Source organism: Streptomyces aurantiacus JA 4570, assembly GCF_000414115.1.
Classification (GTDB): domain Bacteria; phylum Actinomycetota; class Actinomycetes; order Streptomycetales; family Streptomycetaceae; genus Streptomyces; species Streptomyces aurantiacus_A.
In genome coordinates, this window is record NZ_AOPZ01000319.1 from 1 (window position 1) to 8,981 (window position 8,981).

At 70.9% G+C, this 8,981-nt stretch carries 10 protein-coding genes and 1 pseudogene; 2 read left to right on the forward strand and 9 right to left on the reverse strand.

All coding sequences use genetic code 11. The features are described 5' to 3' along the window. On the forward strand, positions 1–380 hold a 380-nt coding region (locus STRAU_RS27945), incomplete at its 5' end, for a sulfite exporter TauE/SafE family protein (RefSeq protein ID WP_037662365.1). A gap of 40 nt (positions 381–420) precedes the next feature. Here the strand turns inward: STRAU_RS27945 and STRAU_RS27950 are convergent. Continuing rightward, on the reverse strand, positions 421–702 hold the full coding sequence (locus STRAU_RS27950) for a metal-sensitive transcriptional regulator (protein WP_037662368.1): 282 nt from the start codon (positions 700–702) through the stop codon (positions 421–423). A 73-nt stretch (positions 703–775) separates the two neighbouring features. Between STRAU_RS27950 and STRAU_RS27955 the strand changes: the two genes are divergently transcribed. After that, positions 776–1,354, forward strand: a complete 579-nt coding sequence (locus STRAU_RS27955) for a rhodanese-like domain-containing protein (protein ID WP_016643773.1) — start codon at positions 776–778, stop codon at positions 1,352–1,354. 39 nt (positions 1,355–1,393) lie between these two features. Here the strand turns inward: STRAU_RS27955 and STRAU_RS27960 are convergent, their stop codons facing one another. From STRAU_RS27960 to STRAU_RS27990, 8 genes and pseudogenes are all read right to left on the reverse strand, one after another. After that, positions 1,394–1,852, reverse strand: a complete 459-nt coding sequence (locus STRAU_RS27960; protein WP_037662370.1) for a protein-tyrosine phosphatase family protein — start codon at positions 1,850–1,852, stop codon at positions 1,394–1,396. A 265-nt stretch (positions 1,853–2,117) separates the two neighbouring features. Further along, complete coding sequence (locus tag STRAU_RS27965) at positions 2,118–3,266, reverse strand: aldose epimerase family protein (protein ID WP_016643775.1); 1,149 nt, start codon at positions 3,264–3,266, stop codon at positions 2,118–2,120. A gap of 103 nt (positions 3,267–3,369) precedes the next feature. Next, complete coding sequence (gene mmsB / locus STRAU_RS27970) at positions 3,370–4,599, reverse strand: multiple monosaccharide ABC transporter permease (RefSeq protein WP_016643776.1); 1,230 nt, start codon at positions 4,597–4,599, stop codon at positions 3,370–3,372. Between the two features lie 128 nt (positions 4,600–4,727). Further along, the gene (locus STRAU_RS44965; protein ID WP_472980058.1) at positions 4,728–5,507 is read right to left on the reverse strand and encodes an ATP-binding cassette domain-containing protein; all 780 of its coding nucleotides are present in this window, start codon (positions 5,505–5,507) and stop codon (positions 4,728–4,730) included. Between the two features lie 279 nt (positions 5,508–5,786). Next, positions 5,787–6,167 (reverse strand): annotated as a pseudogene (locus STRAU_RS44970) (ATP-binding cassette domain-containing protein); the annotation flags it as partial. Positions 6,168–6,238: 71 nt separating this feature from the next. After that, positions 6,239–7,348 (reverse strand): multiple monosaccharide ABC transporter substrate-binding protein, encoded by a 1,110-nt coding sequence (gene chvE / locus STRAU_RS27980; protein ID WP_016643778.1) that lies wholly within the window; start codon positions 7,346–7,348, stop codon positions 6,239–6,241. A gap of 3 nt (positions 7,349–7,351) precedes the next feature. Beyond that, positions 7,352–8,323 (reverse strand): hypothetical protein, encoded by a 972-nt coding sequence (locus tag STRAU_RS27985; protein WP_016643779.1) that lies wholly within the window; start codon positions 8,321–8,323, stop codon positions 7,352–7,354. Positions 8,324–8,416: 93 nt separating this feature from the next. Beyond that, the coding region (locus STRAU_RS27990; protein WP_037662372.1) for a zinc-binding dehydrogenase at positions 8,417–8,981 on the reverse strand (565 nt) is incomplete at its 5' end.

An 8,981-nucleotide genomic window follows, 5' to 3' on the forward strand; every position in this document is an offset into this window, starting at 1 on the left:
CGGGCGCGGTGCGGCCGGGCCGGGCGGCCGGTGCCGGGGCCGGGCTCGGCGCGCTGACCGGGCTGCTCGGTGTCGGCGGGGGCTTTCTCGTCGTGCCCGCCCTGGTCGCCGTGCTCGCCTTCGAGATGCGGGCGGCGACCGGGACCAGCCTGCTCGTCATCGCGGCCAACTCCCTTGCCGCGCTGGCCACGCGGGGCAGCACCACGACGGGCCTGGACTGGGGAGTGATCGCGCCGTTCACCGGCGCGGCGGTCCTCGGCGCCTGGGACGGCAAACGCCTCGCGTCCCGGCTCTCCGGCTCCCGGCTGCGGCAGGCGTTCGCCGTCGTGCTGCTCGCGGTGGCCGCCGGGATGCTCGTCGACGTGGTCGTACGACGATGAGCGCCCGCACGCCGAGGAGACACGACGGCCATGAGTCCCCTCACGCCAAGGACAGGAACAACTTCTCCAAGCGGGCCCGCATCCGCTCCCTGTCCCCGCTCTCCGCGAGCTCCGTGTCCGTCAGACAGTGCTGCAGCCCCGTCGCGATGATCGCGAAGCCCGCCTTGTCCAACGCCCGCGACGCGGCGGCGAGTTGGGTGACTACGTCCTCGCAGTCCCGCCCCTCCTCGATCATCTTGATCACTCCGGCGATCTGCCCCTGCGCCCGGCGCAGCCGGTTGACCACGGTCTTCAGCTCATCGGCCGCCATCGCCATGTCCACGAGCAACTCCTTCGGCATACCCCTACGGGTATCGTACGCAAGTGGTGTACGCAGCAACGAGAGAAGGAACCCCGTGACCGCCGCCCCGCCCGAGCTCACCGCCGACCAGGCCCGGAGCCGTCTGCACGAGCTGACCGTCGTCGACGTACGCACCCCCGGAGAGTTCGCGTCCGGACATCTGCCCGGCGCCCACAACGTGCCGCTCGACCACCTGCCGCGCGCCCTGCCCGCGCTCAGGGCCGCCGCCGACCGGCGTGACCTGCTGCTCGTGTGTGCCTCCGGCGCGCGTTCGGCCACCGCACGGGCCACGCTCGCCGAACACGGCGTCAGCGCCGCCACGTTGGCGGGCGGCACTGTCGCGTGGACCCGGGACGGACACGACGTCGACCGTGCCGAACGGCCCGAGGGGGCCCGCGCCACCTGGGCGATGGAGCGTCAGGTCCGCCTGGCGGCGGGCTCCTTGGTGCTCGTCGGTCTCGCCGCCGGGCGGCGCTGGCCGCGCGCCCGCGTGCTGTCCGGCGCGATCGCCTCGGGCCTCGTCTTCGCGGCGGTCACCGACACCTGCGGCATGGCCCGCGTCCTGTCCCGGCTGCCCCACAACCAGCCGCGCGGCACCGACTTGGAGGCCACGCTCGCCGCCCTGGGCGACTGAGCGCCCTCCGGAACGACCAGCCCCCGCGAAGCACCCGCTTCAGTCCCCCGCCCCCGCCCCCGCCCCCGTCGGCCCGAAGCCGCGGACGAACCGGCGCTGCCACGGCGTCTCCACCGCGCGGCGGTGATAGTGCGCGCGGACGTAGGCCACCGCCTCGCCGGCGGGAACGCCGTCGAGCACCGCCAGGCACGCCAGGGCCGTCCCGGTGCGGCCGATGCCGCCGCCGCACGCGATCTCCACGCGCTCGGTGGCGGACCGGGCCCACGCCTCGCCGAGCAGCCGCCGCGCCTGCTCGCGGTCCGCGGGCAGCCGGAAGTCGGGCCAGCGCAGCCACCGCGCCTCCCAGTCGACCGGGGGCGCGGGCTTGCCGAGGAGGTACACGGCGAACACCGGCGCGGGCCCGTCGGGCAGCGGGTGCCGCAGTCCCCGCCCGCGCACCAGTCGCCCCGACGGCAGCCGCAGCACGCCAGGGTCTGTTTCAGGCCAAGTCCTCGTCACATCAAGTCCCCGTCACATCACGCCGCGTACCTGTCAGGTGATAACCGTAACGTCCGGACGTACCGACTCTTCGCCGAGGGCTATCCGATAATCATTGGGTTCTAACGGAATCTTGACTTCAACAGGGCATAGTGCAAGGCATGACGCCATCCATGGTTCCCGTCTGCCCGTATTGCGGGCGGGTCGAGTGCATATGCCCGGCCACGGCCGGTTCTGCCGCCGTAGCCCGCGGCCTGGGGCGAGTTCGCATCGCCGTCGTGTCCCCTCAGTCCGCGGAGAACGCGTGCACCGTCACCGACCTGTACACCTCCCCGGGCCGCAGGACCGTGGAGGGGAAGGAGGGCTGGTTCGGCGAGTCGGGGAAGTGCTGCGTCTCCAGGCACAGCCCGTCGCTCTGGCGGTAGGTGCGTCCCGACGGGCCCGTCAGGGTGCCGTCCAGGAAGTTGCCCGAGTAGAACTGCACGCCCGGCTCGGTGGTGGCGACGCGCATCGTGCGCCCCGACGCCGGGTCGCGCAGGGTCGCGAAGTGCCCGGGGCCGCGCGTGGGTCCCTTGTCCAGGACCCAGTTGTGGTCGTAGCCCTGGGCCGTCACGAGTTGCGCGTGCCCGGCGCGGATGTCCCGGCCGATCGGCTTCGCCTGCCGGAAGTCGAAGGGCGTGCCGCGCACGGGGGCCCGCTCCCCGGTGGGGATGAGCGTCGCGTCCGTCGGTGTGAAGCGGGAGGCGTCGAGGCGCAGTCGGTGGCCCAGCACGTCGCCGCCGCCCTCGCCCGCGAGGTTGTAGTACGTGTGGTTGGTGAGGTTCACCACCGTCGCCTTGTCCGTGGTCGCCGCGTACGCGATGCGCCAGTCGCCGCGCGCGGTCAGGGTGTACGTCACCTTGGTGCGCAGCGTGCCCGGGTAGCCCATCTCGCCGTCGGGGCTGACGCGGCGCAGGACCAGGCCGACGCCGGTGGAGTCCGTGAACGGCTCGACGTCCCACACCCGCTTGTCGAAGCCCTGCGCGCCGCCGTGCAGGCTGTTCTCGCCGTCGTTGACGGACAGTTGGTGGCTGACGCCGTCGAGCGTGAAGCGGCCCTTGGCGATGCGGTTGCCGTAGCGGCCGATGAGCGCGCCGAAGAACGTGGTGGCGGTCAGGTAGTCGGCGAGGTTTTCGAAGCCGAGCGACACGTTCACGAACCGGCCGTGGCGGTCCGGGAGTTCGAGGGACTGCACGATGCCGCCGTACGACAGCACCTTCATGCGGGTGCCGCCGTTCTCCAGGCTCCAGCGGTGCACCTTCGTGCCGTCGGGCAGGGTGCCGAAGAGTTCCTTGGCCGGGGCGGTGGGCCGCGCTGCGTGCGCGGGGCCCGTGGCAGCCACGGTGAGGCCCGCGACCGCGGCGGCCGCCAGGACGGTTCGTCTGCTCGTTTCCATGTGTGACTCCGAATTCATTTAGCCCGTCCGGCGATTGAGGACGAGCCCGAAGGGCGATATGCGGTGCGATGGGGGCATGGGCAAGCTGTGATCGGTGAAGGCATCAGCGCCCGGCCTTGCGCTTGTTCCAGACGTCGAAGCCGACCGCGGCCAGCAGCACCAGGCCCTTGATGACCTGCTGATAATCCGTGCCGATGTTGACCAGCGACATGCCGTTGTTGAGGACGCCGAGGACCAGGCCGCCGATCACGGCGCCGAGGACCGTGCCGACGCCGCCGCTCATCGAGGCGCCGCCGATGAACGAGGCCGCGATCGCCTCCAGTTCGAAGTTGAGCCCGGCCTGCGGGGTGCCCGCGTTCAGGCGCGCGGCGTACACACAGCCCGCGAGCGCCGCGAGCACGCCCATGTTGACGAAGATCAGGAACGTGACGCGCTTGTCCTTCACGCCGGACAGCTTCGCCGCGGCCTTGTTGCCGCCGAGCGCGTACACATGCCGTCCGATGACCGCGTTGCGCATCACATAGCCGAGGCCGATCAGCAGCCCGCACATGATGAGCAGCACCACGGGCACGCCGTGGAAGCTGGCGAGGGTCAGCGTGAACGCCACCACGGCGGCCGTCATCGCCACGCACTTGGCCACCCACAGGCCGGTCGGCGTCACATCGAGGTCGTACGCCAACTGCCGCTTGCGGTGCCGCCCTTCACGGAAGAGCAGGAACGCGACCGTCACGGCGCCGATGACCAGCGTGGGGTTGTGGTACTGCGTGTACGGGCCCATCTCCGGGATGAAGCCCTTGGCGATGTTCTGGAATCCGTCGGGGAACGGCGACAGCGACTGGCCTTCGAGGACGATCTGGGTCAGGCCGCGGAAGAGCAGCATGCCGGCGAGCGTCACGATGAACGACGGGATGCCGACGTACGCGATGAAGAAGCCCTGCCAGGCCCCCGCGACCGCGCCGATGAGCAGCGACAGGACGAGCGCGAGCACCCAGGGCATGTCGTGCTTGACCATCATCACCGCCGACATGGCGCCGACGAAGGCCACCAGGGAGCCGACGGACAGGTCGATGTGGCCCGCGATGATGACGATCATCATGCCGATGGCCAGGATGAGGATGTAGCCGTTCTGCTGGATCAGGTTGGAGACGTTGCTCGGCAGGAGCAGCGTGCCGTCCGTCCAGATCTGGAACAGGATGACGATGAAGGCCAGGGCGACGAGCATGCCGTACTGGCGCATGTTGGCGCGCATCATGTCGATGAGCAGCGCGCCGGCCGACCGTGGTGCGGACGGCGCTTCGGGCGCGTCCTTCGGTGGTGTGGTCGTGGTGGTCATGGCGGGGCCTCGGCTTCTGTTCTGGGTCGGGGGGCGCGGGGGGACGCGGGGGGCGCTTCAGCTTCGGTGCGCCGTCATGTGGCGCATCAGGACTTCCTGGGTGGCCTCCGCCCGGGTGACCTCACCGGTCAGCCGGCCCTCGGCCATGGTGTAGATCCGGTCGCACATCCCGAGCAGTTCCGGCAGTTCGGAGGAGATGAACAGCACCGCCTTGCCCTGCGCGGCGAGCCGGTCGATGACGGTGTAGATCTCGAACTTGGCCCCGACGTCGATGCCGCGCGTCGGCTCGTCATGCCGCGCGTCGGCTCGTCGAGGATCAGCACCTCGGGGTCGGCGTGGATCCACTTGCTCAGGACGACCTTCTGCTGGTTGCCGCCGGAGAGCCGTCCCACCTGCTCGAAGACGGTGGGGGCCTTGATGTTCATCGACGCCCGGTAGCGCTCGGCGACGGACCGCTCGTGGTGCTCGTCGACGAGGCCCGGGACGCCGCCGCGCCGCATGCCGGGAAGCGAGGCCAGGGAGATGTTGCGGTGGATGGTGTCGATGAGGTTCAGGCCGTACTGCTTGCGGTCCTCGGTGACGTAGGCGATCCCGGCGTCGATGGCCGCGGGGACGGTCTTCGTGGTCACCTCGCGCCCGCCGACCGCCACGCTCCCGGCGACGTACTGACCGTAGGAACGCCCGAAAACGGACATGGCCAGCTCGGTGCGGCCCGCTCCCATGAGGCCCGAGACGCCGACGATCTCGCCGCGCCGCACGGTCAGCGACACGTCGTCGACGACCTTGCGCTGGTGGTCGACCGGGTGCCGGACCGTCCAGCCGGTGACGGCCAGGGCGAGCGTGCCCGCGTCCTCGCCGTCGTAGCGCGTGCGCTCGGGGAAGCGGTGGTCGAGGTCGCGGCCGACCATGCCGCGGATGATCCGGTCCTCGGAGAGCCGCGGCTCGACGTCCGGCCGCTCGCGGACCGTCAGGGTCTCGATGGACTGCCCGTCGCGCAGGATGGTCACCGCGTCGGCGATCTGCCGGATCTCGCCCAGCTTGTGGGAGATGACGATGGCGGCGATGCCCTGCTCGCGCAGTTCCAGGATCAGGTCGAGGAGCTTCGCGCTGTCCTCGTCGTTGAGCGCCGCCGTCGGCTCGTCGAGGATGAGCAGCTTCACCTCCTTCGACAGGGCCTTGGCGATCTCCACCAACTGCTGCTTGCCGACGCCGAGATCGGCGACCGGCGTCTGCGGCTTCTCGTCCAGGCCGACCCGCTTCAGGAGCCGGTTCGCCTCGCGCAGCGTGCCGTTCCAGTCGATGCGGCCGCGCGTGGCCCGCTCGTTGCCGAGGAAGATGTTCTCGGCGATCGACAAGTACGGGACGAGCGCCAGCTCCTGATGGATGATCACGATGCCGTGCCGCTCGCTGGCGCGGATGTCCTTGAAGGCCACGCTCTCGCCCTCGAAGTGGATCTCGCCCTCGTAACTGCCGTGCTCGTGCACACCGCTGAGGACCTTCATCAGCGTCGACTTGCCCGCGCCGTTCTCGCCGCAGACCGCGTGGATCTCCCCGGGGCGCACGGTCAGATGCACGTCGGAGAGCGCCCTGACCCCGGGGAAGGTCTTGGTGATCCCGCGCATCTCCAGGACGGGCCGCGTCATGTGAGCTGTCCTGCCTTGAAGTACCCCTCGTCGACGAGGAGCCGGGTGTTGGACTTGTCGACGCTCACCGGGTCGAGCAGATAGGCGGGCACGGTCTTCTTGCCGTTGTCGTAGTCCGTGGTGTTGTTGACCTTCACCTTCTTGTCGTTCAGGACCGCGTCGCCCATCGCCACCGTCTGCTGGGCGAGCTTGCGGGTGTCCTTGAAGACGGTCTGGGTCTGCTCGCCGCGGATGATGGACTTCACCGACGCCAGCTCCGCGTCCTGCCCGGTGATGACCGGCAGCGGCCGGCTCCTGGAGCCGTACCCGGCGCTCTTCAGTGCGGAGATGACGCCGATGGAGATGCCGTCGTAGGGCGAGAGGACCGCGTCGACCCGGTCCGAGCCGTAGTTCTTGCTGATCAGGTCGTCCATGCGCTTCTGCGCGGTGCCGCCGTCCCAGTCCAGGGTGGTGGCCTGGTTCATCCTCGTCTGCTTGCTGCGGACGGTCAGTTGGCCGCTCTTGAAGTACGGCTGGAGCACCTTCATGGCGCCGTTCCAGAAGTACTTGGTGTTGTTGTCGTTCGGCGAGCCCGCGAACAGCTCGATGTTGTGCTTGTCGCCGCCCTTCTCGGGCTTGCCGAGCTGAAGCTTCTTGACGATGTACTGGGCCTGGAGGCGGCCGACGCGCTCGTTGTCGAACGACGCGTAGTAGTCGACGTTGTCCGTGCCGAGGATGAGGCGGTCGTACGAGATCACGGGGATGCCCGCGTCGTGCGCGCGCTGCAGGACCTCGGTGAGCGCGGAGCCGTCGATGGCGGCGACCACCAGGAGACTGCGCCCCTTGGTGATCATATTCTCCAGCTGGGCGATCTGGTTCTCGACCTTGTTGTCGCCGTACTGCAGATCGGTCTTGTAGCCGGCCTTCTTGAACTGCTCGGCCATGTTGTCGCCGTCGGCGATCCACCGCTCGGACGCCTTGGTGGGCATCGCGAGGCCGATGGTGCTGCCCTTGCCCTCGTCCGGCTTGTAGCGGCTGCCGCCCTTGGCCTCCTGGCCGCAGGCGGACAGGGAGGCGACGAGCAGTCCTGCGGCCGCCAGGGCGGCGGCCGGGGTGCGGATGCGCATGGGTCAGTTCCCTTCCGGGACGGGGAAGCGCTGGAGGTCGCCGGGGCACCGGGAGCCGAGCGGTGACATGCCGCCGTCGGCGCCGTGCCGGGCGAGGAGGTCGAGGGCGAGCCGGCCCCGCCGCACCCGCTCGCGGGCGGTGGCCAGGGTGTGCTCGCGCAGATGGGCGCCGTAGGGGTAGATGCCGGGCGACTTGCTCAGGCCGAACTTCACGTACAGCGGGGCCCCGCAGCGGATCAGCTCCGCGACCTCGTACATGCGGACGTAGCCGCCGAGGTCGTCCGGCGCCTCCACGTACATGTCCATCGGCGCCCGGCTCACCCGGCGGATCTCGGTGAGGTGCTGCACCGTCAAGTCCGAGGGCACATTGAGGGAATCGGCGCCGAGCCGCTCGTACACGGCGTACGAAGCGGGGTTGACCGGGCCCGTGAGCGCGGAGACCTTGAAGGTGACCTCGCGCGGCAGCACACCGGCGGCCCGCATGCGGTGCAGCGTCCACAGCACGCCCTCGTCGGCGACGAGCAGGCACCGCACGCCCAGCTCGGTGGCGCGCAGGGCGTCCTCGACACAGCCGGCGAGCGCGTCGTGGCCGCGGGCGCGCAGGCCCGCGCCGCCGGAGTCGGTGCGGGTGGAGGCGCCGGTGTCCCAGGTGCCGCGCGGCCCGGTGAACAGGCAGAGCTCGATGTCCCGTTCGGCGCAGGTGTCCACCATCTCGGTGAGCTCGGTGTCGGTGAGCATCCACACGCCGCTGCCCTGGCTGATGCGGTGCACGGGCACGTCGAGGCGCGCGCTCTCCTTCAGGACGACGGACAGGGCCTCCGGCCCCTCCACGGACGGGATCTCGGTGCGCCAGGTGCCGCCGTCGGGGAACGTGTACGGGGACGCGCCCGCCGGGTCGGGCACCGGCACGGCGTGGCCGATGCGGGCGAGGGCGTCGACGCCGGGGCGCCGGCGGGGTGTTGACGGGGTGGGCAACGGGACTCCAATGTTCGGTATTTCGAATGCGGTTCGGTACGTGAGGTGGAGGTGCCCCCCCGTGGGGGTGCCCGGGGTGTGCCCGGGCGTCACCTAGGGGCGGAGCAGCACCTTCCCGGTCTTCGGGTCGCCGCCGCCGACCAGCGCCACCGCCTCGCCGAACTCCTCCAGCGGGAACTCGTGCGTGATGAGGGCCGCCGGGTCGAGCAGGCCCACGCCGAAGGCGCGGACCGCCTCCGACCAGGCCGCCGAGGAGGCGCCGAAGACGCTGCGGATCTCCAGCTGGTTCAGCGACAGGTGGACGGGGTCGATCCCGGCGGCGCCCGGCGCGAACATCCCGGTGAGCACCACCCGGCCGCCCCTCCGGGCGAGCAGGCAGGACGAGGCCGCGGTGGGCGGCGCGCCCGCGGTCTCCACCACCAGGTCGAAGGCCCCCTGGACGGCCCGGGCGTCCTCGGGGGTGAGGGCCGCGGTCGCGCCGAAGATGCGCGCCTGCTCGCCGCGCGCCGCCCGGGGGTCGACCACCACGAGCTCTGCGGGTGTCGACGCGGCGAGCAGCTGCACCGCGAGCATCCCCAGCGTGCCCGCGCCGACGACCGCGACGCGCTCGCCGGGCCGGGGGCGGGCGGCCCGCGCGGCGGCCGCGACGACCGCGGCG